Genomic DNA, 25,446 nt, shown 5'->3' with positions numbered 1-25,446 from the left:
CGGTATTATTACCAATTAGTCGATCACTACTTGCACTCAGATAGTTAAAAATTTGGTTTATAAATTGTCTTGCCATATTTCCTCTTGTTCATCAAACCAATGGGTAATTCCAAAACCAAAGGCGCGATTTTTAAGTATATTTGATTGTAATTCTGTCGCGAGTCGTAGTGCTGATTTTCTACCAACTTTTGTTTCAAATACTGAAGAGAAAACTACATCAATAGTATGATTTTGGCAAAAATTACGGAGTTGCGAAGGTGAACCAAAAATGGCAGGTTTTATCGAAAATATTCCTCGCCAACCCTGTTGATAATATTGTTGCATTTTACTGAAGTTAGCCACAGATTCATCTAAAGCGATAGGGGTCGAATGTTGATGACTTAATTCCAACATTTCCTCAAATTGATCGACAGGTAAAGGCTGTTCTATAAATTCAATTAGATTAATATTTTCAGATATTTTTAACCATTGTTTTGCCTCCTCGAAAGTTAATCCACCATTAGCATCTAATCTGAGATTTGCTTCTGTAGGAAGTGCTTTAACTAACTGCTGAAAATTTTGTAGTTCCGTTTGAATTTTATTAACTCCTATCTTCCATTTAAAAGTACGATATCCTTCTTGCCATAGTTGCTGCCAAATTTCTAGAGCTGCCTGTCCTTCTGGTAATAAAGCACTGTAAAAATGAGAACTTTTTAATCCTTCTTTCTTGTCTATTTCTCTTTCTCTAAGATTTTCCCAAGCTGACTCAAAACCAAACTTACAAGCAGGTAAATTTTCAGGAATAGATAAAATTGTTTCTACTGTAATTTCTGTTGGTAAGTGGTAACAAAAATCTAAAGCTTCTGACAACGTTTCAGAGCCAAACCAACTCAAAGGTGCAATTTCACCTAAACCTATTTTTCCAGTTTCACTGGTTAGTTGCAAAATAATTCCTTCTCTAATATTCCAGATACCATGGCTGGTTTTGAGAGGTTGTTTGAAGTTCCTTTTGTAGAGGAAAAATTTTAGTTGATAGTGCATAATTTTTGTGGAAGGTTTTCTTTGAAAAATTCAACCTCCTAGTCTATTTTTTGCAAGGTATAGTAGTTTCAAATAAAAATGAGACGGATAAATCCCTTATTTTTAAGGATTATATCAAGGTTAAGTGTCTCAATCTTAATTGGAATGACTATATAGCAACTGCTACAGCGGTTAGGACAGAGAAAAATATCAAATTATTAGACCATCTCATAGAGGCGATAGCTATGTTTGTCTTTTATGTCCTAAGCCCCTTAGTGACTGCTATAAAATTTATAGTAGTGTTTATTAAATTAGACTACATCTATAAAAAGTTGATAGTACATAATTTTTAGGGGAAGATTTTTTTGAAAAATTTAACCTCTTTGCCTTTTTTATTGCAAGGTAAGGATAAAATTTATAGCAGTTTTAATTAGATTAGACTACATCTATAAAAGTTGTATTTTTACTGTCTGATTTATTTACCTAAAAATCACAATCATCCTTACATTTTCAATTGATCAGCTAATTTTAAATCTGACTCTTGAAAATTACTCGGCAATCAATTATAGTCGTGACATACTTATCTTGTTCTTTCTCAAAGGAAAAAAATGCTTACCGAGTTGTTGACAAAAAAACACACTAAGAATTTTTATGTATATGACGTTGATGGTAGTGGCTATGTAGAAGAAGCAGACTTACAAAGGTGGGCAAAAAATCTTGCTCAATTGCGAGATTGGCAACCTGGAACATTAGAATTTGAAAATATTCTTGCTAAGTTTAAGGATATCTGGACGAATTTTTGGCAACCTGCTGATATTAATGGTGATGGAAAAGTGAGTCTTCAGGAATACTTAAAAGTTGTCGAGGTATCTGTTGATAATTTTCCTAATTCACGAGAAATGCAGGAATCTCATACTGCTAAAGCTAATACTATTTTCAGTATCCTTGATGCGGATAATGATGGAACTATTTCTCAATCTGAATACATACAATTTTGCCGAGCTATTGGTTTAGATGAAGCAACTGCTAAATCTGCATTTATCAAATTAGATGGGGATGGAAAAGGGTATATTTCACGAGAAGAATATCTTCAACGAAGTCAAGATTTTCATGTCAGTAACAATCCTGATGCTTTAGGCAACTGGCTTTATGGTTCCTATGAAATTTAGCTTTTCTTGAATTACTTCTTCTTCCTTCCTTCTGCCAAAAAATTTATTACATTTTCAATCCATTCTCTAGGATTTTCCCAGTGAATATTATGACCAGATTCAGGAATTATTTTCAGATTAGCAACTTGACATAATTCTACTATTTTTAAATTAATAGCTTTAAATTTATCATCAGATTCTCCCACCATTAATAAAGTAGGAATCTGATGATTTAATAATTTATCCCAGAGAGAAGGTTGATTGCCTGTTCCCAAATTTCGGAGAGACTTTGCTAACTCTAAAGGGTTATTTTCTAACCGTCTTTCTATGACTTTCTCAAAGTTATGATGCTGCCTCAAAGATTTAAATAATGCTTGATTATACCAATTAGATAAAAATTCTTGAAAATTACTATTTTCTAACTTATCAGCTAACCTTAAATCTGATTTACAACGGAGCGATCGCTCCATTTCAGTCTTTAATCCTGGTGACGCTGATTCTAATATCAACTTGCTAAATCTAGTGGGAAAATTAATTGCCATATATAAAGCTAATCTACCACCCATTGAATAACCAAATAAATAACATTTATCAATTTTCAACTCATCTAATAAATGAATCAATGCTATGGCAGTATGTTCCATATCGTAATACTCATCACTGCCAGTAACCATAGTTTTCCCATGTCCAGGTAAATCAACTGTTAGACAACAAAAATATTCACATAATTGGGGAATGAAATCGACAAAATCATTACTACTTCCCATAAATCCATGTAGTAATAGAATAACAGGGTTATTAGTCTTACCTGTTAAATAATAGTTGAGTTGATAATAACAAGATATTTCTGTCAATTTTGTCAAAAAAAAACCCTAGATTAGGGTAATAATTGGCGGTAGATTATTCACAGACATTTAATTTTTTACTACCTTTGTTATTTTTCTCTAGACTCATTTACTTTTGCATGATTTAAAATTAATCAAAACTGATAAAGTTAGAGAAAAAATTTTGAAGTACTCTGAGATATGTAATTATTTAAGAGCTTTACTCTGCATCATCTCCTGCAAAAGTTAAGTAAACTCCGCTACCACGCTCCTCAATACCAAAGATAGATGAAGCTATGCCATTATTTGAGCTTTGAGCTGTTACTTCTTGACCTGTGATTTGTCGCTGGACTGGTGCAGATATTTGAGGTAGAAGATTTTTCTTTTCTTTTTTCATTGTGCTTTCTCCTATTATCAAGTTAGCTCATCAAAGAAGGGCTATCCTAAGTTTAAAAAATACCAGGTCAGAGCCTCGGTTGAATATAAAACCTCTGGTTGAAAACTTTCAGAAGATAGACGTTATTTGACTTTAACGGATAAATTTGAAGTTGGTACTTTTAAACTATGGGGAAGTCGCAACCTTCATTATTATCAACTCAAACAAATTAAACGAGTCAGAATAATTAGAAGGTATGACGGTTATTATGCTCAGTTTTTGATTGACCACACCAGGGAGAAAAAAAAAGAATTAACAGGAAAACAAACGGGATTAGATGTAGGTTTAAATCATTTCTACACCGATTCTGAAGGTAATCAAGTCGATAATCCTCGGTTTTTCAGAAAGGATGAGCGCCAAATCAAAAAGCTACAGAAGCGTTTATCTGGTACTAAAAAAGGTAGCAAAAACAGGATAAAAGCAAGAAATCGGTTGGGTAGAACGCATCTCAAGGTATTACGCAGACGTAACGATTGGGCTGGCAAAGCAGCACAGCACGTCATCCGGTCTAACGACTTGGTAGCGATAGAAAACCTAAAAGTGCGTAACATGGTTAAAAATCATCATTTAGCCAAGTCCATTAATGATGCTGCTTGGTACAAATTTAGGGAATGGTTAGAGTATTTTGGCAGCATTTATGGAGTTCCAGTTATCGCAGTTGAGCCATTCAATACATCTCAAAACTGCTCGAACTGCGGTAAAAAAGTAAGCAAAACTTTAAGCACTAGAACCCATAAATGTCCCCACTGTGGTTATGAAGCAGATAGAGACGTTAGCGTAGCTCCGACCTAGGAGGCAAATGCTGCAATCAACATTCTCCAATCTGCTCTCAAGCAACTATCAACTACCCCGGGGCGCGGGGAAAGTAACATCTCTGGAGAGACTGGCCTCTGTCTGGATGGGGAAACCCAAACAGATAAGCCGACTCGACGAAAGAGAAAGTCGAGCATAGTGATATTTAGAATCCTCTTGCCTTTAGGCAGAGGAGAACGTCAATCAGACTTAACAAACTTCAGCGCAGCAGAATTCAAACAATAACGCAATCCAGTTGGTGGAGGACCATCAGGGAAAACATGACCGAGATGAGCATCACAATTACTACAGAGAATTTCTGTTCTTCGCATAAATAAACTCCAGTCAGCTTCTTCTTTGATATTATCCTGATTAATCGGTGCCCAATAACTCGGCCAACCTGTGCCAGAATCATATTTCTCTTCGGAACTGAATAAGTCAACACCACAACAAACACATTTGTATATTCCTTTTTCTTTATTGTTGTGATATTCCCCTGTAAATGGTCTTTCAGTTCCCTTTTTTCTAGTTACATTGAACTGTTCTGGTGTGAGTTGTTCTTTCCACTCTTTTTCGCTTTTTTGAACTTTACTAACCATACTTTTAATATTCCTATTCACAGATTATTTTTGAGCACAACACCTAATTTTTAAGTGCTATATATTGTCATGCTTGACTAATTGTAACATATTGTTAAGCATTCTGAGGATTGTTTTTTTCCTTGGGCAGAAAATTATATAGAAAATATGGACGTTGAATCCAACGTCCCTACAGAGTAGATGGAAATAATTGATGATTTATCTACGATAATTGATTTTATTTTTTATTATTGGAGATGTCTATTAAGAGTGACAATCAATCTTAGACAGGGAAATATTTTTCCCACTGTTTTCTGTTCCCTGTTTCCTGCTCCTCATATTTCCCATATATCATGTTTAAATAATAAATCCCAAACCAAATAATAATCCACTAAAAAAATGTAGATAAACAGCAATAAATTTACAGTTACTAACTTTTTCTGGTTGGTCGTGATAATTACCAACATGGCGACATAAATGAATAGCAAATGGTAAACCACCAAAACTTAACAGAGTCCAAACAGGGAAAATTCCTAAACCTACACAGATAGAAATGAGTACAAAAACAATACCACAAGACCAACTTAATAATTGAGAACCTGCTTTAGTTCCCATTCTCACAATAGGCGATAGCTTCCCTGCTGCTAAGTCATCTTTTACTTGGTGAAAGTGAGAACAAAAGAGAATAATAGTAGTAGTAATTCCAATAATTATTGATGCGGTCAAACTTATCATTGAGCAACTTTTAGTTTGACTATAATAAGCAGCAGAAATTGCCAAAGGACCGAAAGCAAAAAAACAGAGAATTTCTCCTAAGCCTTGATATCCTAATCTAAAAGGAGGACCTTGATAAATATATCCCAAAAAACAGCACAACAATATTAATCCAATCACCGTTAAATCTTTTTGCCACCAACTAATTCCTGAAATTCCTAAAATTCCCAACAGTAAAAATAAATTACTCAGGACGAACATCAAAGATTTATTTCCTGTCAAATTTACTAAAGAATGGTGTTTATTTTTATCGATACCTGTTTCTGAATCAAATACATCATTACTAATATTTTCCCAGGCCAAAATTAAAATTGCTGATGTAAGAAATGTTGAAAAAATCGACCAATTAATCGAATTTTTTTCCCAGAAAGCTATTGCAGTTCCCACCCATATAGGCATAATAGCTACACTATACATAGGTGGTTTGATGGCAGCTAGCCATAATTTTTTTTGAGATTGATTTATTGTTTGAAATGTCATCTTAATTTGATAATTAATCTTTGATTGTGGCAATAGTTATGCTCGTTGATTGTCATAGTTTAATCAGTTGTGACAAACTTCTCAACCCTAAGTATAGATAATGATAAACATACTTCAGAAATATTTTTCGCTCACAACAATTGTTCATCTCTTAAGACTTTAATTTCCGAGTTATGCAGAAAACTTAACAAAAAATTATGTAATTTATTTTTCCTTTACATTTGATTCAATTTGGCCTTTCTAGTTGTTCTGAATAATCCTCTATCAGAGAATGTTGAAAGAGGACTCCCGCTAAATCAAAGATTATAGCGGTGAGATGAATTACAAAAACGCAAATTAATTGAGCGGTAGCGAATCCTTTGATCTAGGTTTTTGAGATATTTAATAAGGTTTGTAATTAATAATATTGTGTGATATTATTAATAGGTTAGGAAACAAAAAAAACCGTCAACGTGATTACTTTAACTTACCAGTATAAACTCAAAACTACAAAACAACAAGAAGCAGAAATTAATCAGATTCTTGATGTTTGCAAAACTGTATACAATTATGCTTTGAGAGAGCGGAAAGACTGGCTAAGTTCAAGAAAATCACTGATTAATAGTTGTTCAATTATTTCTGAATATATTATTCCTGCTGATGCTCCCTACCCTAATTATAATTGTCAAGCTAAAAGTTTAACAGTAGCTAAGAAAACTAATCCTAGGTTAAAGTCAGTTAATGCTCAAGTATTACAACAAACTTTAAAAACTTTAGATAGAGCATTTGTTGATATGAAAAGTTTAGGAAGAGGTTTTCCTAGATTCAAGAAGAGGATGAGGAGTTTTGTCTTTCCAGCAATGTTAAAGAATTGCTTGGGTAATAACAGATTTAAACTACCTCAGTTAGGTTGGATTAAATTAAGGCAAAGCAGACCATATCCAGAAAATATGGTAGCTAAACAAGCTAGGATATTTAAAAAAGCTAGTGGTTATTATTTGATGGTTAGTTTCCAATCATCAGAGTTAGTTCCAGATAATCCAGTAGGAAAAAAGTCTTTAGGGATAGATGCAGGAATAGAAAATTTTGTAGCAACTTCTACAGGTAAATTGTTTACATCACCTAAGTTTTTGTTAGGTCAACTACGCGAGCTTAAATTGCTGCAACGTAGACTTAAAAATAAAACTAAAGGGTCAAGTAATTGGTTAAAGCTTCAGAATAAAATAGCTAGCTTACATGAAATAATAGCTAATACTAGACGTGACTGGCATTTTAAATTAGCTCATCAACTTTGTGATTTAGCAGATAATACTTTTGTTGAAGATATTAACTTTACTTCCTGGTCTAAAGGTATTGTTAGAAAGCAATCTCTAGACTCTGGAATAGGTAAGTTTATTAATGAAATATTACCTTATGTTTGTTGGAAAAGAGGTAAATATTATGCCAAGGTTGATAAGAATTATACATCTCAATAATGTCCAAATTGTGGTTATTTAAACAAGAAAAAACTTGCTGAGAGAAAACATAATTGTAGCAACTGTGGTTGTCAGGTTAATCGTGATGTAGCTGCTGCAAAAGTAATCAGAAATAGAGGATTAATAGCGGTGGGGCACACCGTTAAAGAAAAGCGCACCGCCTGCGCTGAGTTTCCCTCAGCGTAAAGACGGAGCAAGAGAGCTTGTGGAGACGGTCTGACGGGGGTACAATTCAGCTTATTTGATTTGTTACCTAGTATAAGAGTCATTAAATCAAGAATCCCCCGTTATAATCTTTGATTTAACGGTGGGAGTGTCAAAAAACCAAACTTAAAGCTCTTGGCAATAGCCTGGCGCTAACTATATGTCAAAGTCTCAAAAAGAAAACAGAAAAGAGAAATGCAAAAAAAGGAGGGAAAAAGATTTAATTTTGACCATAACTATGGGGTCTAATATAAATAAAGGTGATAATTTTAATTAAAACTAGGGGATAAATTGGGCCATATTTAGTAATTGAACAGCCCTACCAATCACTTTCTCTTAATATTCAGTGAAAATTTCCGATTCTTTTTTTCATGCCTGCAATACCCACTTCTGTTAATCTATTTCAAAGCTGCCAGGACCTGCATCAGTTTCTGTTAAATTGTCAACAGACATTAACGGAACAGGTACAGAAAAAAGTCATTAGTATTTCTGTGGAAATATTACCAGTAGATCCCCTAGTAGTATTGCAGGAAATTTGTGAACCTCATCAACTACATTTTTATCTCGAAAAACAAATTATTGGAAAAACAAATACTGAAAAAAATACCTTAGCGATCGCTGCTATAGATGCTGCTACCCACTTGACTGTTACGAGTGGGAACCGTTTCTCACAAGCTCGAGCTTTTATTCAGTCATGTCTTAACAATACAATTGTTTTAGGTGCAACACATTTACCATTTTCAGGTCCTCACTTTTTTTGTAGTTTTACTTTCTTTGAACAAGATTCCCAAATCAATCTACATATTTCTCAAAATGGTAATTATCAGGAGAAACCATCTATAAACTCTCACTTTCCTTCTGCAACTATATTTTTGCCACAGTGGCAAATAACTCAGAAAAATAATCGCTGTATACTTGTTATTAATACAGTTATTACTACATCTATAAATATTAAAAATATTTCCCAGAGAATTTGGCAGAAATACCAGCAAATTACTCAAATAAATAATACTTCTTTATCAAGTTTAATCAAGCCTCGCGGAAATCTTCGGAAAATTAATCCCAATCATTTACAGGACTTTAAAAAATCAGTAGCTTCCGCTCTAGATTTGATTAACTCAAATTCCTTAAAAAAAATAGTTTTAGCACACGCCATAGACATATATTCTCAAACCCCTGTTAACTTAATTAAGTCTTTAAACAACTTACGATTCATTTATCCAGACTGCTATGTATTTTCTACCAGTAATGGCAAAGGTCAAAACTTCATAGGCGCAAGTCCGGAAAGGTTAATTAGTATTAATAATAACCAATTAATTACAGACGCTTTAGCAGGTTCAGCACCCAGAGGTAAAACCTCCACTCAAGACGTCAAATTAGCCAAGAATTTATTATGCAGTGAAAAAGATTTACGAGAACATCAATTTGTCATAGATTTTATTATTAAACATCTCCAAGATTTAGGATTAAATCCTCATTACCCATCTCAACCTCATCTACTACAATTGTCAAATATTCAGCATTTATGGACACCAATTACAACAGAAATTTCCCAAAATATTCATCTATTAGAAATCCTAGCAGAACTACATCCCACCCCAGCAGTAGCAGGAGTTCCTAGAGATACTGCTCAACAACAAATACATAATTTTGAAACCTTCGAGCGATCGCTTTATGCAGCACCTATAGGTTGGATAGACTATCAAGGAAATGGGGAATTTGTGGTGGGTATTAGGTCAGCATTAATAGACGGAGACCGCACCAGACTTTATGCAGGTGCAGGCATAGTTGCTGGTTCAAAACCAGAGAAAGAATTAGCAGAAGTTCAACTAAAACTTCAGACTTTATTAAAAGCTTTAGTGTAAGTATAGCAGGGAACAGGGAACAGTGTTCAATAATGGATAATGGATAATGGATAATTGATAATGAATAATTGATAATTACCTCTCCCTAAATTAGAAACAGAATTTTCTGTAGATCGACGTTTGGCAGACGACCTGTTTCAAATGGTAGTTGAAAGTTATATTGGCAGTCTCAGAGCAATGGAAAAAGACCGCTGCGAATTAGTACCAGAATTTGCTGTGGATATTGCTTTTGGTTTAACTGGTTTATCTAATCCTACTTTTGCAGAAAAAATGTTGGATTTTGCCTGGGAGTCTTGGTTAAATTCCCGTTATCTTTCCGTCGAGAATGGCAGAGAAAAATTTTACATAGTGGCTGAAAATTTACTGCCTCTGGATGAGGAGTTTATTATTAAAGTTAATCGCTGCTTGGTTGGTTTGGCTAAGGAGAAAAAGTTGAGTGTAATAAATTCTTGTTACCAGCGGGCAATTGAGAAATTTAATCTGGAAAAATATCAGGAGGCAATTATTGATTTTGGCTACGTTATAGATTTGAATCCTAAATTTGCTGATGGTTATTATCGGCGAGGTTTGACTTATATCCAGTTGGAAAGATATCGAGAGGCGGTTCGTGATTTGAGTATGGTTATAAGGTTAGATAATAGTCACGGTCAGGCATATAATTGTCGGGGTAATGCCTACTATAAATTAGGAGAATATCAGCAAGCGGTTGATGATTATGACCGGGCGATAAATTTGGGTTTAAATGAGGCAGTGAAAAGTCGAGATATTGTTCTGGGTGTTTGGCAGGAAATTCAACGTCAGGCGGAAGAAAAAATTAGGCGGGAAAGGGAAAGGCAAGAAAGAGAGGCTGAGGAAAAAAGGCAGCGGGAGTCGAAAGGGGAAATCTTTACTTTTGAAGTAGTTACTGTCAACAACTCTGGCAAAATTATTAATCGTACCCAGGGAAGTGCCAGGCAAAAAATGGAAAACTTGGATAATAAGATTAAATTAGAAATGGTTTATATTCCTGGGGGAAGTTTTCTCATGGGGTCGCCAGAAAATTAGGCGGGAAGAAATTCTAATGAAAGTTCGCAACATCAAGTTACTCTCCAACCTTTTTATATGAGCAAATATCCCATTACCCAAAACCAGTATCAAGCCATTATGGGAAATAATCCTTCATCTTTTAAAGGAGGAAGTCGCCCCGTAGAAAATGTGAACTGGCATAACGCCATAGAGTTTTGTCGAAAGCTATCTGAGAAAACTGGGAAAATTTACACCCTCCCCAGTGAGAGTCAGTGGGAATATGCCTGTCGTGCCGGGACGACTACTCCTTTCTATTTTGGAGAAACTATAACGTCTGAGTTAGTTAACTACAACGGCAAGCATCCTTATGGCAATGCCCCTAAAGGAAAATATCGGCAAGAAACAACATATGTAGGAAGTTTTCCTCCCAATGCCTTTGGTTTATACGATATGCACGGCAATGTCTGGGAATGGTGTCTGGATGTTTGGCACGATAATTATGATAGAGCGCCTACTGATGGAAGTGCTTGGGAAACTAGGAAAAATAGTAATGCAAGACTGCTCCGTGGCAGTTGCTGGGGCGACTATTCTGGGGATTGTCGGTGTGCCAGGCGTGACCTCAACTATACCCCCTACCTCAGTGGCAGTAGGGGTTTTCGGATTGTCTCGTTTGTTCCGGTCGTTTCTGCCTTTCGTTCCTAGAATTCTTCCCCTTTGTTTTTTCCCTTTCTCTATCTTTACCTAAATCCATCGTTGTATCCGTGGCCAAATCCTTGTGTGTGGTTAAAGTAGGTTGGGTTGGGCGTTCACGTGGATTATGGCACAGATGTACGGATTAAGATGTTAGTCTTATTGTCAAGCGATCTACAGACTACTCAACTAAAAGTAGGTTGGGTTGAAGAATGTTAGCGCAGCTTATCTGAGACAGTCCAAATTTGATTCTCTCCATCTTGCTACTTATGAAATTGTATTTCAAAATTTAAAATTAATTTATTCAATCAAAAATCATACGACAAAATCTCAAAACTATAACGTCTTAGTTATGACTATCTCATTAACAACTACAACACAAGCAGCTTTTCTTCTAAATATCTCAACAGGTAGATTGCGAACTCTACTTAATCAAGGTCGAGTCCAAGGTGCTTATAAAGTCAAAAGACTTTGGATGATTCCCCTTAACCATCGGGGAATGCCAGAGATTAAACCAGGTAGTCGTGGTCCACAACCTACTTGGAATAAACTTCAACGCAAAGCCAAGACTATTGTTCATGTTCTACGGAAGAATATTGATTACAACCGAGACAATGGAACTTCTCATCCAGCAATTGCTGTGAAAGTGGGGGATAAAAAAAAATATTGCCACGCCCTGAAAATTAACGGACCTTGCCAAATCGTTTATCAACCTCATCAACCTAATAAAAGTCAAGCTGGAGGTGCCCGGCTGTGGATTGAAGTCGAACCAGAATATATAGTTGAGCGAAAATATTTTCCAGATGGAGATGATGGTCCGCCTCCAGAAGTGACTCCAAAAAAGTCTAAAGCCAAAAAGAAAAAGTCGGAAATTAAAGAACTAAAGGAAATAATTACTTAGACATAGACGAAGGGGAAGGTTCAGTTAATTGATATCCTATTGTTTCAGTACTTCAAAACTCAAAAATGCCAATTGATTTTAGAAATATAAACACAGTCTGGGCATCAATTTTAGTAGAAACATTACAATATCTGGGATTAACTACAGCAATTATTAGTCCTGGTTCCCGTTCCACACCTCTAACATTTGCCTTCGCTAGTCACCCAAAAATCGAAACTATTCCTATTCTTGATGAACGTTCTGCATCATTTTTTGCTTTAGGAATAGCAAGGAAAAATTATCGACCTGTGGTAATAGTCTGTACATCCGGTACTGCTGCTGCCAATTTTTATCCTGCCATAATAGAGGCAAAAGAAAGTCGTATCCCACTATTAGTTTTAACGGCAGATAGACCTCCAGAATTACGAAATTGTCATGCAGGTCAAACAATAGATCAAGTTAAATTGTATGGCAGTTATCCCAACTGGCAAGTTGAACTAAGTTTGCCTTCTATAGAACTAAAAATACTTGAATATTTAAGACAAACAATTATTCATGGTTGGAGAAAAACAATTTTACCGACACCTGGACCTGTGCATTTTAATATTCCTTTTCGAGACCCTTTACCTCCTATACTCCAACCAGAAGTTATTGCTTTAGAAGCACAATTTCCCCAAAACTTTTTTGCTACAGTACAACCAATTTTCACAACAGAATTTTTGCCAAATATTGACTTAACATTAGATTTAAAAAATCAACTTCAATCTGGCGAAGGCATAATTATTGCAGGTTTAGCACAACCCAAAAATCCTCAAAAATATTGTCAGGCGATCGCTCAAATTTCTCAAGTTCTCAAGTTCCCAGTTTTAGCTGAAGGTTTATCTCCTCTGAGAAACTATTCTCGGTTAAATCCCTATTTGATTAGCACTTATGATTTAATTTTAAGGAATCAGGAAATAGCGCAAAAACTTATTCCTAAAATAGTTTTACAAATCGGCGAATTACCAACAAGTAAACAATTAAGAACTTGGCTAGAAACAACTAACCCTCACAGATTAATCATCCATCAAAGTGATGATAATTTTGACCCGCTCCATGGAAAGACAAATAATTTACGACTTTCAGTAGAACAACTAGCTCAAATTTTTATTCCTAAATTTTTCCCTAGTAACTCCGATGGCAATTACTTAAATTTGTGGTGCAATGCCGAGGTAAAAGTTAGAGAGGCGATCGACAAAAAAATGGCAGCAATTAATCAAATATTTGAACCTAAAATACCTTGGTTAATTTCTCAAATATTACCCCAAGGTACACCAATATTTATTGCTAATAGTATGCCAGTCAGAGATGTAGAATTTTTCTGGGTTCCTAATAATTCCCAAATCAAGCCATTTTTCAATCGAGGCGCAAATGGAATAGACGGTACTTTATCAACTGCTTTAGGTATTGCTCATCGTCAACAAAGCAGTGTTTTATTAACAGGAGATTTAGCACTCTTACATGATACTAATGGTTTTTTACTGAGAAATAAATTAGTCGGTCATTTAACTATTATTTTGATTAATAATCAAGGAGGTGGAATTTTTGAAATGCTACCAATAGCTAAATTTGAACCACCTTTTACAGAATTTTTTGCTACTCCCCAAGATATTAATTTTGCTGATCTCTGTAATACTTATGGTGTAGAACATCAGAAAATATCTTCTTGGCAGCAATTACGACAACTTTTAAATACTCTACCAAGTAGTGGAATAAGAGTTTTAGAATTACAAACAAACCGCCAACTAGATGCTAGATGGCGGTTAGATAATTTAGATAAATTTGCAGCAGATTTATTGCAATAGCAGAAGAAAGAAGGAAGAAGGAAGAAGGAAGAAGGAAAAGTATTACTTTGTCTGAGTTTTAAGCTTTTGATCTGTCCGCGCCCTTTGCTTCGACTGCTATAAATTAAAGTGTATACCACTACAAAAATTGGTTAAGACATTTTTCAATCTTATTCGCAGAGCGTTTCCACAGGAAAAACCATTTTACAGTTCTCTATTCCCTGTTCCCTGTTCCCTATTCCTTAGCACGTAGCGCTATAATACGCTATAACAATTGAATTTTTTCTTACTCTCAAATAATCCCAAATTTATGCAGCAGCAGGCTTACTCAATAAAGGATCTAACTCACCCTTTCCATCTAGAGTATAAATATCATCACAGCCACCAATATGTTGGTCATTGATAAAAATCTGTGGCACAGTACAATATCCATTCGCACGTTCAGCCATAGTATTTCTGGCAGCTGCATTGCCATCTATTTTGTATTCTGTATAGTTGACACCTTTCCACCACAGCAAAAGTTTTGCCCTTATACAATAGGGACAAGTTTGCCAAGTATAAATTTCAACGTTAGCCTTAATTTGTTCTGGATGACGACCAAGAATAGGATTAATAAAGTCAAACATTTTTAGTAATTAGCCCTAGTAATAAATTAGCAAGTGTAGATACTTTTTAACGTATTTTTCCTGAAAATTGCAACAACTTAAACTAACCTTCTGCCTTATTTAGCAATTTTATGACTTGATAAAAAGTGTCTTTTTTTTATAAATATACCTATCAATATTTTGCCCAAGATTGTTGTATTAGATCATATCTGTTTGAATACTGATAAATAAGAATAAGGGAGCAGGGAGTGGGGAGCAGGAAGAATGAGGAAGATTTGCCGTTGAAGTGAGAATATATTTTTTTTATCGCTAATTAAACAGACATGATATTGTACTAATTTAGTAAGTATTTACTATAAATAGTCTGTTCCATATTCCCGACAACTATATTACAGTAATGATTGACTCAAAATTTAATATCGATACCTTGTAGGTTTAGCCCTCATCTTCATTTGTGTTTGCATTTTATCTCTAATGTATAGTTCTCGGGAAATTTGAGAAAAATAATGAGCTGTAAATACTAAATTAAGCATCAAAAAAACTAAGACCAAAATCAGCACCAAAACGTTTAAAATACTTAATTCATTAAACACTGTAAAGATGGCGAATAAAACTGAACAAAGACCAAATCCAGAAGCAGAAGAACTGAGAATTAGCCAGCGTAATTTAGACATAATTAAGTTAATAAATATTTAATGAAAGTAGAAGGCATAAATTTTACTTATTATTGAATAATACATAAATGAGCTTAAATTTAATAGTCCTATAATCACTTTTAGCTGATTTATTGAGGAGAGGCAAATCTAAGTTATTTATACCAGGGAACAGAAAACAGTGGGAAAAATATTTCCCTGTCTAAAGATCATTATTACTCTATGTCCTAACCTATCTGTCTATTGCCATATAGTACATAGCCCAATCTGATAACTATGCCAATAGTAAAACCTCAGTATTTGTGCCCAAAATTGTGTAATTTAACAGAAAAATGCCTTGACAGATTATACTTACAACACTTTTCATTTAAGTAGACTACAAAATTCTCTTGGATTAGGGAGTATCCATTAGGAGGCCACTGTAGTCTATATATTTGAAAATCGCTATAATATCCATCAAGGCTCAAAGTATTGCCGAAATATCAGCACATTGAGAAAATAAACAAAACTTACATTTTGTCAAGTTGTTTACGCAAATCTTCCAGTTCAGCATCCACCTCCGATTTTTCTGCTGAACCCTGATTCGACGCGGGTAGTGGATTCGGATTTACAGAACCTCCAGAGAGTTGTGCCTTCATAGCCGCTAACTCATCATCAACATCACTACTAGCTTCCAACTTTCGGAAATCTTCTTCCAAACCACTGCCACCAGCTAACTCTGCTGTAGCTTGGGAACGGGCCTCCATTTGTAAAACTTTTTCTTCCATCCTGTCAAAAGCTGCCATTGCCCCGCTAGTATTCAGAGAACCCATGGTATTATTGAGTTGCTCCTGAGTTTTAGCAGCAGTCATTCGCGCTTTCAGCATATCCTTCTTCGCCTTAGCTTCAGAAATCTTACCTTCCAAAGCAGTTAAATTCCGCTTTAAAACTTCTACCTGACTTGTTTGACTGTCCAAAGATACTTTTACAGTGTCTGCTGTCTCAGAATAAGTCTTCTTACGCTGTAGAGCTTCCTTGGCCAAATTTTCATCTCCCTTCTGTAGAGCTAACTGTGCCCGGGAGTACCATTGATTAGCTTGAGATTGAGCTTGATTATATTGTTGTTGGCTACGTTTCTGAGTAGCAATAGCACTAGCAACAGCCTGACGCAACTGCACCAAATCCTCTTGCATATCAATAATAGACTGCTCTAGAACCTTCTCAGGATCTTCAGCTTTACTTACCATGTCATTAACATTAGCTCTGACAAGGCGACCAATTCTATCAAATAATCCCATAATTTTATTTTTCCTTTGATATTTAATTTAGCTTCTAGCTCTTACTGGCCAATACTAACTACTATAAGCCAAATTTTTCATTAGTAATAGATAAGGATACTCTCCCCATAGCTATACATTCATTTTAAGTCTTTCTTTCTCCGCGAACTACCCATAAAAATCAGGACTTTGCTGAGTGGTAATGATTTTTAGATTAAGTATCAACGAAAAACATCGGACATAAATATTAAGACTGAAATATTGAAGATGGGTTTAGCTGGATGAGAAAAAGTCTGTTGCTTTGTCCTTTAGCAAGATTAGTTTGTTTAAAGCAAAACAGTATAATAAGAATCCCCAGAACCTTAGTTATCTTGAGTAGCTAGAATACTTCAAGTAAAAAGACAGATTCTTCTTCATAGTTTAAACCCAAATAAGAAAACCTCTATAATTCATGTAAATTGATTCCATATATCTTCAAATTATGATTCTGTTTTTCTGAGATTAGAACTATCTTGAATTGGTAACTGAGAATTACTTCCCCCAGGCAACATTTCCGCCTTCATCGCCTCCAACTCAGTCTCAATATCATTACCTTCTTCCAAAGAAGCAAATTGTTTTTCTAAACTATCAATTCCCAACTCAGCGATCGCCTCAGACTTAGCCTCAAGCTGCATTACCTTCTCTTCCATCTTCTCAAAAGCACTCAAAGCATTACCAGTATTCACAGTGCCCAAAATTTCATTTAGCTTTTCCGAGGCCTTAGCAGAACGTGCCCTGGCAATATACATATTCTTTTTTAGTTTAGCCTCACTAATTTTTTGTTCTAGCTGTCTCATATTTTGCTTCAGCTTTTCCATTACCTGTTTTTGCTGTTCCACCTGAACTTTCATTGATGTAGCAGTTTCTTGGTAAGACTTGCGTCTAGTTAGAGCTTCCCGTGCCAAATTTTCCTGGCCTTTTTGCAGAGCTAACTGTGCTCTCCTATACCATTCATCTGCAGTAGACTGAGCTTGAGAACATTGTCGTTCTGTACGTTTTTGAGTAGCGATCGCCTGTGCCACTGCCTGGCGTAGTTTCACCAGGTCATTTTGCATATCTGTCACTGTCTGTTCCAGAACCTTCTCTGGATCTTCCGCACCAGAAATTAAAGTATTAATATTAGCACGAATTACCCGCCAAACACGGTCTAAAAGTCCCATAAAGACTATCCCTCTTCATTATTATTTATTATATTTTGATTTATCTATAGCAGGGAACAGCGAGAAAAACATTTACCCTGATGGTAGTCCTGCATGGTAATGGTAAGGATATATATTTTTAATTTCTCCCACACTCCCGGTGTTCCCCACACTCCCTATTCCCCAATCTTCCCACACTCCCAGTGCTTCCTTTAGCATTACTATACACAACTACCCCCCTGATTTGGAGCATCATTAGTCTCTGTCCTAATCTACCTGTCTATTGCTATAGTAAATTGAGTAATAAAATAGGGCTGCTGAATTCAGGGATGAATTTTTTAGGAATAGGTAAAGCCTACTTACTCTTTCATGTGAACCTACAATTTATCCCCCAAATATGCAACGCCGAAAATAAGCTTTAGGAGTCATATAAATCTGGTGAAAAACCTCACTATAATTTAGTAGTCAATAAGCTAACTGCTTCGCAGAAGTCAAAACTGATGCATTACAAGCCTATTAGACCTCTGGTAAGAATCAAAAATAAAATCAATTATTATCCATAAATTATCAATTATTTCCCCTATTACCTATTATCTATTGCCTATTCCCTCTTTTGGAGGAGATGTCTATTGATGGATGAAGGCTTGCCAGACTCAAAGCATTTTTCCATTTCTACGGGTTAAGTTTCTTAGCTCTGTATCCAGTTGATTCTTTTTTCAGTAGTTAGTAGTGATATTTCAATCCATATCAACTACATCATATTACCTATTACTTCAACATAGTTAACTTTTCAATTCTGACTGGTAGCTAAAATTATTTGCCCAAGTCATTTTAATAATTCTCAGGTGGTAACTTATAGTATTTCGCATCAACTCTTTCCTGCCGTAATTCTTGGAGAAATTTCTTTGCTTTTTCTGGGTCCCAAAAAGCCCCCATTTGTATCTTCATACCATTAGTCGTTTCACGAATATAAGCATCTGAGACTATTTGCTGTGCATTATACAAAGACTCTTGATTCACATAATCTACAACAACATAATACCAACCATTATCTGACTGTATAGGAGTAGTTATTTCAGAACTGTCAGAATTTTTTACTGTTGGAGATAGTACTGGAGAAGATGGAGTAGTTACAACAGATTGTTGATTAGAAGATTGAGTAGACTGAGGCAATAAGGTGCTGCTGAGATTATCAAGTTCTGCCCTTGGTTTATAAGTAGGTTGTGCCACAGTATTAGTACTTCCGGATATTGGAGGTGGTACCACAGGTTTCAATGTTGCAGTGGGAGATGGAAACTGGCTAGATTTAGGATTAACATTACTTAGGGTATTCAAATCTAAATCTACAAATTCTTGAGATGCCAAGTCAGGAGATTTTGGTAAAGGTTGGTCCTCTCTATTTTGACCATTACCACCAGTAGTATCATCTGTATCTTTTTGAGCTGAAGTATCTTTTAACAAACGGTCTAAACCAAGATTTTTCAGACCTGATGGATTCATCACAACATAACCCAAAGTTGTACAAGAAATCAAAAATAGAAACATGGAAACTATTCCTAGAGGAGTAAACAAACTTGCTAAGTAAGTAGGTTGCTCCTGACGACGCGATTTTAATTTGTCTAAACTCTGTAGAAGTTGTTCTGAAGATTCAAGGTTGTCATCTGGCGCTGTGGAATTATCTGTACCTGGTTGAGATGTCTGTTTCTCACCATCCTGATTTTCTGCATCACCTCTGTTGGCCATAGTAAGTTCTGATGGAGTTGGAGGTTCGATCGCTACTGGTGAATTTTTGTTAGTGGAAGTGTCAGATATTTCAGAGTCTTCTAGTGATGATTTTGGTTCTGATAAAGGTAATGGGGATGCTGTTTGGTCATCTACCGGTGATACAGAAATTAATTCGGGTGTTTTATAAATTTGTTTATTACTATTTTGCTGAGAAACTTGTGATTGTTCTGTTCGCCTGCGGTACTTGCGATATCTTGTTAATTCTGCTTCTAGTTGTACATCTAAACTGTCCATTACAGCTTGCAAAGTGGGATTCAATTGGTCTGTAGAGCTTTTCGTGGACTTAACCAAAGAACTTTGACTCATTTGAGAACTCCTGTTACCGACTCAATAAATTTTATATTTGAGATAGAATGTCCCAACTATCGTAAAACGACTATGGATTTTCAATCTCTCAATCAGATTTTAGGCTATCTCCAAATTATGGAGCGATCGACCCAACAACAACAGTTTCTAAAACTGATGGAGTATTGGGAACAAGTGTTAGGAGTTATGGCTACTCAAACTAAGCCTCTATATATAGACCGGGGAGTTTTATATGTTGCAACATCTAGTGCTGCTTTATCTCAAGAACTTAGTTTTCGGGTGCCCCAACTTTTAGATAAGCTCAATCATTTTTTACCCACACCCCTAGACAATATCAGGTTTTCTGCTGCTCACTGGCATACAATTCACTCTCATAAATCAAGGCAAACTGAAAAAAATGATTGGCTAGAGCATCCTAGCATGATTCCTCAATCTCAAAAAGTAACCTTGGAAGATTCGACTCACAAAAATCAAAACCCTCAAACCACATTTAAAAATTGGGCTAAAACTATCAATAACCGCTTTCAAGGTTTACCTCTATGTCCTCAATGCCAATGTCCTACACCCCCGGGAGAAATTCAACGTTGGTCAGTATGTGCAATTTGTGCCACTAAACAGTGGTCATCAAGTTAAGTTTTAATTATTTCATAATTTTAACTCCTAAAATGTAATTGAAAAGACAAAAACATTAATTTTTATATTAAGTGGGTGACTAGAAATTTTTGATAGTTTTTTGAGTCTATCTTTATGGGCTTTAAGCCAAAAATATTTTCCATTACTTGGTTTAAATATTATCTATTTTACTTCGATCTGACTTGTCTTTTAAGTTGATCCCTATCAAGTTTGCCGAAATAATGTATTAATTCATACATTTTTTACGTACTAGATTTCACATAAATGTTTCTGTTTATAAAGTAATTATAAAAATAATATAAATTTTATTTAATTGATAGGGATATTCATAATCTAGGTGTCACAATGGATTTAATAGATTAAAACCACGAGTCTCTTGGATTCAAAATAATTAAGATAGACTCAATTAAATTTAGGAAAATTTTTTATGAAACCCACTTTAGTTTGTCGTAATTGCCGATACTATTTACCAGAAGGAAGACGTGGTGGTGTTTGTCAAAAGTTAACTACACCAGTTGAAAGTAATTGGAAAGCCTGTTCATTAGCTTCTTCTCCCTTCAATAAATCCTGGGAAAATATTGAGAGCATAGCTATCTGGAATCAGCAAATCGATCAAAATTTGGAAGTAGTTAGTTTTACCTAAAATGAAAGTTAAAAGCCTTGTTTCTTTCAAGAGGGTACTTGATACCCTTCTATCTATAAGAACAAGGTTTGTCTCCAATTTTTTTTAGCTCAACTAACTAACAAAATTGGGGTTAGTTATTATGAGAAATATAAGTTAAGGTCTCAGTAACTTATCCATGTCAAAAAAAAGCTACATTTTTATCCTGACTCTAAGAGACTTTTTGTAAAGTTTTGTAAGAGAAAAGAACGCTCTTTAAATTGTAACTACTTGGTTATTTATCCCAAACTTTGTGCTTTGAAATACTGAATTGGTGAGGAGTAAAAACACTTTATAATTCTTGACAAACAATCTCTAAGGTAACCAAGGGTATCTGCGAAAGTCTGGAGGTCGTTTTTCTAGGAATGCTTTTTTACCTTCAGCTCCTTCCTCTGTCATGTAGTAAAGAAGAGTAGCATTACCAGCCAATTCTTGTAGACCAGCTTGCCCATCACAGTCAGCATTAAAAGCAGCTTTGAGACAACGAATAGCGATCGGGCTTTTTTCCAGAATTTCTGAAGCCCAGTTAATGCCCTCTATTTCTAGTTCCTCTACAGGTACAACACAGTTAACCAAGCCCATTTCCAAAGCTTCTTGAGCTGTATACTGCCGACAGAGGAACCAAATTTCTCGTGCCTTTTTCTGACCAACTATTCTAGCTAAATAACTTGCCCCAAAACCACCATCAAAACTACCTACCTTAGGTCCAGTTTGACCAAAAATTGCATTGTCAGCAGCAATAGTTAAGTCACAAATAATATGCAAAACATGACCGCCCCCAATAGCATATCCAGCAACTAAAGCAATGACAACCTTGGGCATGGAACGAATTAAGCGTTGTAAGTCCAATACATTTAGTCGTGGTACTCCAGTCTCATCAACATAACCTGCTGTACCTCTTACACTTTGGTCTCCACCAGCACAGAAAGCATACTTACCATCTGTGTGAGGTCCAGCACCTGTAAATAAAACTACTCCAATATTTGGATCTTCACGAGCATCAACAAAAGCATCATAAAGTTCAAACACAGTTTTAGGACGAAAAGCATTGCGTTTGTGGGGACGATTAATAGTTATTTTGGCAATTCCATCAGTTTTGTGGTAAAGAATATCGCTATACTCTTTAACAATTTGCCATTTTATTTGCAAAGGCTGATTACTCATATTTTTAGAAGTTGATAGATATTTTGTTTTCAGTACACCAGGTTACTAGATATCTAACAGCTTTATTTAACTAATCTCAAACCTTATTATTTCGATTTACTGTAATACCACCTGTTTTTTAGTCAATCCTTTGACATCCTGCTTATATTGAACTAGTATTTTCTTGTTGTACTATGGTTGATGGATTTAAGTTTTCTCCCGTCCCAGGTGAACAACGACCTAGTACCACTACATGGAAGTTAAAAGTCAAAAGTATTGATTTGTAATTGTTTTAGGATTTTGTCTGGTCAGTTATTTCCGCTATCCTGCACTAGTGTTAGATAAACAAGTTGCTAGATTGTCTAAGCCCAAGTCTATTGCTAAAATCCTGTCAGGTTTTATCGGAGATTTTAGATGATTGACCATCCAAGTTATCTAGTCCATCAAAAGTGGATGAGTCGAGTATTAGAATTGGCAAAAATTGCTGGTAATGCTGGAGAAGTACCAGTTGCAGCTGTCGTAGTAAACTCAGATGGCAAGTTGATTGCAGAAGCTCAAAACCGACGGCAGCGAGATTTTGACCCTACTGCTCATGCAGAAATATTGGCTTTGCGACAAGCGGGACAAATTTTGCGGAATTGGCACTTAAATAAATGCACTCTCTACGTTAATCTCGAACCTTGCCCGATGTGTACGGGGGCAATATTGCAGGCAAGAATAGGTTTATTGGTTTATGGAGCAGACGATCCGAAAACTGGCACAATACGAACTGTTGCTAATTTTCCAGATAGTGTTTTTTCTCATCATCGTCTGGCTGTATTGGGAGGAATAATGGAATCTGTTTGTCGTCAAGAATTACAGTCTTGGTTTGCTCACCTTCGGTAAACAAGAAAGGGAATTATTTTGTGGTGAAACCTGCTATCCACAATGACAGATAATGAGCAATTTTTGTGTTTATCTAAGTAAAGTAAATTAACTTTGAAAATATAGCAGTCTCAGGAAAGGTTATACCATTTCTGAATAGTAATCCTATGTTTGATTGCTATATAACTACTGCCTAACTCCCCATTTCCCTATCTCCACATTACAAAGATATATAGCAAACTTTTTGAGATTTGGTATTAAGATATATATATCAAATCCGTTGAATTTGGTATAAAAACATTCTCCATCTTCACCATTACCAAATCTTTATAAATTTTTTCCCCTCCTGACTCCTGACTTCCCCTCCTGGGAGGGGTTAGGGGTGGGTTGACTCCTGACTCCTACTTCAAAAGATTTTATACAGATGCTACCGGATTTGATATCAAAAGTTTAAAACTCAGATAAAACAAGATTTTTTCTTCTCTTCTAGATAATTAAAGCCTTCTTCCTTCTACTATAAAATAGTCAGCATTCAGCAGCCAGATATTAGCTAGCCGCATCAGGTCGGAACTGCGGAGTTCAGCTAATTTTGTGGAAGGTAAAAGCAACCTTTGAAATTGATTTTGAATAAAAAGTTACTGCCATGTGTTCCCTTGCCAAACCTGAGAAGTAATTATTGATTATTGATTGCTGTTTGCGTAGCATCCCACAGGGAAGTGCTGACTGCTAATAGCTGAACGCTTACATAAAATAGGCAGATAAAAATAAAAAAGATGATAACTGAAGTATTAATTTCTATAGCTGACAGTATAAGAAGTGTCATTCAAGGATGCCACTAGAACAGGAATAAAGTTTACCTTAGAGTCAAGAAATTAAATTAGATGATTGAGCTAAAAAAACTATGATAAATCTTGACTTTATCCAAGCTTCTTTAAGGAAATTACATTCTCCAGTAAACTCAAAACCTTCTAGCATTTCTCCTTGGTTAGCATCTTTGTCTTATTTTTTAGGTCGTCATATAGTAATGCCGTTGTATTTTCGTAAAATAAATATTATTGGAAAAGAGAATATTCCGAAAGATGGACCTGTGATTTTAGCTCCCACTCATCGTTCTCGTTGGGATGGGTTAATCATACCTTATACTACAGGTAGATTAGTGACTGGTCGAGATCTAAGATTTATGGTTAGTATGGATGAAATGAAATGTTTACAAGGATGGTTGATTAGACATTTGGGCGGGTTTCCTCTTAATCCAAAAAATCCGGCAGTTTCTTGTTTTCGCTATGGAGTAGAATTAATGTTAAAGAGGGAAATGTTAGTGATATTTCCTGAAGGTAAAATTTATCGCGATAATCAAGTTCATTCTCTCAAAACAGGATTAGCTAGAATAGGATTACAAGCTGAGTCTTATCAACAAAATCTTGGTGTTAAAATAGTGCCTATATCTTTGAATTACAACCCAGTTATTCCACGCCGTGGTTGTAATGTTATGGTTCGTATTGGTGTTCCTTTATCTGTAAATGATTATATTTATGGATCGGGGAAAAAGCAGGCACAAAACTTAACTCTGGATTTAGAAGCAGCACTTAAAAATATAGATGGGCATTCAACAATTAATAATTAACAATTAATAATTAATAATTACTTCTCCTGAAAACGGATAAAATTGGCGAATAAGATTTTTGTGATTTATCTATTCTTTAAATCAGAGGCTGTAAATCTTGATTCTTTGGTAAATTATAGAAGAAAGAAGGAGGAGTAATAAATATACTTTTTCTCGCCAATCAGGGTGAATAATTAACTTTCATTGTGAGTCTAAAGTTTTTGAATTTTATGAAAAAATCAATATTCTATAGCCAAGAATATAGAAAAGGCTTTTATTTATTTATTTATAGTGATTTTGAACGATTCTTGATTATCCTCAATTTTCAGCACACTTGAATACTGTCAAAAAAATATATATAATACTAGCTTGATAAATGTTGGTTACAAATAATAGATGATTTTGGTATGGAGTTGGTTTATTTTTGTGAAAAATTATCGAGCTAATTGAGTGAGAAAATATATTATTGTTATTGTTATTGCTTTTTTCTAACTTCTTCCCTATTTTGTTTTATTTCACATCTACTTCTGGGCTGTTTCATTCTAAACTGTGATATTTTATGTATTGACGAAACTACATTATTTAAAACTAATGTAAATTTATCTTTCGCTGTCTGAAAATCAATAAATTTATTGCCAAAATCTAGAATAAAATGACTATGTTTCTAGATAACTCAAGCCTTATTCCTTAACTACACTATTTGTAATAATTTTTTTTCAAAATGGTATAGTATGATAATTATCAATAATTTGGAAAAAATCCAAAACTAATATGAAATACTAAAATTTTTGCTATGTATCCTTTTTC

Annotated in this window: 20 protein-coding genes and 3 pseudogenes; 12 read left to right on the top strand and 11 right to left on the bottom strand. The window is 35.1% G+C overall.

Annotated features, from left to right (window positions below; translation table 11 throughout):
- Positions 1-57 precede the first annotated feature (57 nt).
- Positions 58-1,020 (bottom strand): o-succinylbenzoate synthase, encoded by a 963-nt coding sequence (locus F6K18_RS00190; protein ID WP_287517538.1) that lies wholly within the window; start codon positions 1,018-1,020, stop codon positions 58-60.
- A 587-nt stretch (positions 1,021-1,607) separates the two neighbouring features.
- Here F6K18_RS00190 and F6K18_RS00185 point away from each other — a divergent pair.
- Positions 1,608-2,168 carry an EF-hand domain-containing protein gene (locus F6K18_RS00185; RefSeq protein WP_287517537.1) on the top strand — a complete coding sequence of 187 codons (561 nt, stop codon included), beginning with the start codon at positions 1,608-1,610 and terminating at the stop codon, positions 2,166-2,168.
- Positions 2,169-2,179: 11 nt separating this feature from the next.
- Here the strand turns inward: F6K18_RS00185 and menH are convergent, their stop codons facing one another.
- Together menH and F6K18_RS00175 are read right to left on the bottom strand one after the other, a co-directional pair.
- A complete protein-coding gene (gene menH / locus F6K18_RS00180) occupies positions 2,180-3,010 on the bottom strand; it encodes a 2-succinyl-6-hydroxy-2,4-cyclohexadiene-1-carboxylate synthase (RefSeq protein WP_353734971.1) in 831 nt (276 codons plus the stop codon).
- A 181-nt stretch (positions 3,011-3,191) separates the two neighbouring features.
- Positions 3,192-3,368 carry an anacyclamide/piricyclamide family prenylated cyclic peptide gene (locus F6K18_RS00175; RefSeq protein ID WP_287242959.1) on the bottom strand — a complete coding sequence of 59 codons (177 nt, stop codon included), beginning with the start codon at positions 3,366-3,368 and terminating at the stop codon, positions 3,192-3,194.
- 36 nt (positions 3,369-3,404) lie between these two features.
- On the opposite strand from F6K18_RS00175, the pseudogene F6K18_RS00170 reads away from it, so the two are divergent.
- Positions 3,405-4,178 (top strand): annotated as a pseudogene (locus F6K18_RS00170) (RNA-guided endonuclease InsQ/TnpB family protein); the annotation flags it as partial.
- Positions 4,179-4,399: 221 nt separating this feature from the next.
- Here the strand turns inward: F6K18_RS00170 and msrB are convergent.
- Both msrB and menA read right to left on the bottom strand, forming a co-directional pair.
- Complete coding sequence (gene msrB, locus F6K18_RS00165; protein WP_124143994.1) at positions 4,400-4,798, bottom strand: peptide-methionine (R)-S-oxide reductase MsrB; 399 nt, start codon at positions 4,796-4,798, stop codon at positions 4,400-4,402.
- A 336-nt stretch (positions 4,799-5,134) separates the two neighbouring features.
- Positions 5,135-6,031, bottom strand: a complete 897-nt coding sequence (gene menA / locus F6K18_RS00160; protein ID WP_287517536.1) for a 2-carboxy-1,4-naphthoquinone phytyltransferase — start codon at positions 6,029-6,031, stop codon at positions 5,135-5,137.
- A gap of 452 nt (positions 6,032-6,483) precedes the next feature.
- Between menA and F6K18_RS00155 the strand changes: the two genes are divergently transcribed.
- The 6 genes and pseudogenes from F6K18_RS00155 (at position 6,484) to menD (ending at position 13,973) form a co-directional block, all read left to right on the top strand.
- Complete coding sequence (locus F6K18_RS00155; protein WP_287517535.1) at positions 6,484-7,485, top strand: transposase; 1,002 nt, start codon at positions 6,484-6,486, stop codon at positions 7,483-7,485.
- 12 nt (positions 7,486-7,497) lie between these two features.
- A pseudogene (locus tag F6K18_RS00150) lies at positions 7,498-7,671 on the top strand (zinc ribbon domain-containing protein); the annotation flags it as partial.
- 389 nt (positions 7,672-8,060) lie between these two features.
- On the top strand, positions 8,061-9,554 hold the full coding sequence (locus F6K18_RS00145; RefSeq protein ID WP_287517534.1) for an isochorismate synthase: 1,494 nt from the start codon (positions 8,061-8,063) through the stop codon (positions 9,552-9,554).
- Between the two features lie 81 nt (positions 9,555-9,635).
- Positions 9,636-11,261: pseudogene (locus F6K18_RS37190) on the top strand (SUMF1/EgtB/PvdO family nonheme iron enzyme); the annotation flags it as partial.
- Positions 11,262-11,454: 193 nt separating this feature from the next.
- Complete coding sequence (locus F6K18_RS00130; protein WP_287517533.1) at positions 11,455-12,150, top strand: hypothetical protein; 696 nt, start codon at positions 11,455-11,457, stop codon at positions 12,148-12,150.
- Positions 12,151-12,215: 65 nt separating this feature from the next.
- Positions 12,216-13,973 carry a 2-succinyl-5-enolpyruvyl-6-hydroxy-3-cyclohexene-1-carboxylic-acid synthase gene (menD, locus tag F6K18_RS00125; protein ID WP_287517532.1) on the top strand — a complete coding sequence of 586 codons (1,758 nt, stop codon included), beginning with the start codon at positions 12,216-12,218 and terminating at the stop codon, positions 13,971-13,973.
- A gap of 287 nt (positions 13,974-14,260) precedes the next feature.
- Here menD and grxC read toward each other — a convergent pair whose 3' ends face one another.
- The 5 genes from grxC to F6K18_RS00100 all read right to left on the bottom strand — a co-directional run bounded on the left by grxC (position 14,261) and on the right by F6K18_RS00100 (position 19,735).
- Positions 14,261-14,578, bottom strand: a complete 318-nt coding sequence (gene grxC / locus F6K18_RS00120; protein WP_287517531.1) for a glutaredoxin 3 — start codon at positions 14,576-14,578, stop codon at positions 14,261-14,263.
- Between the two features lie 1,141 nt (positions 14,579-15,719).
- Positions 15,720-16,487 (bottom strand): PspA/IM30 family protein, encoded by a 768-nt coding sequence (locus F6K18_RS00115; protein WP_287517530.1) that lies wholly within the window; start codon positions 16,485-16,487, stop codon positions 15,720-15,722.
- A 458-nt stretch (positions 16,488-16,945) separates the two neighbouring features.
- Complete coding sequence (locus F6K18_RS00110; protein ID WP_287517529.1) at positions 16,946-17,665, bottom strand: PspA/IM30 family protein; 720 nt, start codon at positions 17,663-17,665, stop codon at positions 16,946-16,948.
- A 72-nt stretch (positions 17,666-17,737) separates the two neighbouring features.
- Entirely contained in the window at positions 17,738-17,863 is a 126-nt protein-coding gene (locus F6K18_RS00105) for a hypothetical protein (protein WP_287517528.1), read from the bottom strand.
- A 612-nt stretch (positions 17,864-18,475) separates the two neighbouring features.
- On the bottom strand, positions 18,476-19,735 hold the full coding sequence (locus tag F6K18_RS00100; RefSeq protein WP_287517527.1) for a hypothetical protein: 1,260 nt from the start codon (positions 19,733-19,735) through the stop codon (positions 18,476-18,478).
- On the opposite strand from F6K18_RS00100, the gene F6K18_RS00095 reads away from it, so the two are divergent.
- A complete protein-coding gene (locus F6K18_RS00095) occupies positions 19,727-20,368 on the top strand; it encodes a DUF721 domain-containing protein (protein ID WP_287517525.1) in 642 nt (213 codons plus the stop codon). The genes F6K18_RS00100 and F6K18_RS00095 overlap by 9 nt on opposite strands.
- 427 nt (positions 20,369-20,795) lie before the next feature.
- Complete coding sequence (locus F6K18_RS00090; RefSeq protein WP_287276347.1) at positions 20,796-21,011, top strand: hypothetical protein; 216 nt, start codon at positions 20,796-20,798, stop codon at positions 21,009-21,011.
- A gap of 333 nt (positions 21,012-21,344) precedes the next feature.
- Here F6K18_RS00090 and menB read toward each other — a convergent pair whose 3' ends face one another.
- Entirely contained in the window at positions 21,345-22,178 is an 834-nt protein-coding gene (gene menB / locus F6K18_RS00085; RefSeq protein WP_124144018.1) for a 1,4-dihydroxy-2-naphthoyl-CoA synthase, read from the bottom strand.
- Between the two features lie 408 nt (positions 22,179-22,586).
- Here menB and F6K18_RS00080 point away from each other — a divergent pair, with 408 nt between their 5' ends.
- Positions 22,587-23,057: a nucleoside deaminase gene (locus F6K18_RS00080; RefSeq protein WP_287517523.1), complete on the top strand. Its 471-nt coding sequence runs from the start codon at positions 22,587-22,589 to the stop codon at positions 23,055-23,057.
- An 880-nt stretch (positions 23,058-23,937) separates the two neighbouring features.
- A complete protein-coding gene (locus F6K18_RS00075) occupies positions 23,938-24,660 on the top strand; it encodes a 1-acyl-sn-glycerol-3-phosphate acyltransferase (RefSeq protein ID WP_287517520.1) in 723 nt (240 codons plus the stop codon).
- Positions 24,661-25,446 lie beyond the last annotated feature (786 nt).

Source organism: Okeania sp. SIO2C2, from assembly GCF_010692625.1.
GTDB lineage: Bacteria > Cyanobacteriota > Cyanobacteriia > Cyanobacteriales > Microcoleaceae > Okeania > Okeania hirsuta.
Note: the sequence above shows the minus strand (reverse complement) of the source record. Positions and strands in the feature narration are given on the sequence as shown.